Source organism: Streptomyces sp. DH12 (assembly GCF_020873895.1).
Lineage (GTDB): Bacteria > Actinomycetota > Actinomycetes > Streptomycetales > Streptomycetaceae > Streptomyces.
Genome location: NZ_JAHWGT010001620.1, coordinates 1 through 394, shown reverse-complemented (window position 1 = coordinate 394; position 394 = coordinate 1). Strand labels below are relative to the sequence as shown.

General features: G+C 78.9%; 1 pseudogene. It reads right to left on the bottom strand.

From position 1 onward, the window contains the following. A pseudogene (locus LPA54_RS41380) lies at positions 1-327 on the bottom strand (hypothetical protein); the annotation flags it as partial. Positions 328-394: the final 67 nt, after the last annotated feature.

Sequence of the window (394 nt, the reverse complement as noted above, 5' to 3'; positions counted from 1 at the left end):
AGGCTGCTGCCCGGGGTCACCGCCACCGGGGCCGTACTCGCCGCCCTGCGGGACGTGCGCGCCGGGCTGCTGCCCGTGCGGGCCCGCGCCCGTCCGCCCGTCGTGCTGCTCGTGGTCCTGCGGGACGCCGGGTACGCCCGGTCCCCACGGGGTGCCGATGGACTGCGACTCGGCCCAGGGGGCCGCGGCGCCGCCCGGGAGGGTCGCCGGAGGGGTGCCGCCCCACTGCTCGACCAGGGAGGACGTGGTGAACTCGCCGGACTCGTCCGGCAGGTCGCCGCCCGCCACGGGGATCGACCACTGTCCGGTGACGTCCTGCCCCGGCGCCTGGCCGTGCCCCTGGTGCTGCCCCGCGGGCTCCTGACCGTGGCCCTGCGCGAGCGGTCAGTGGACC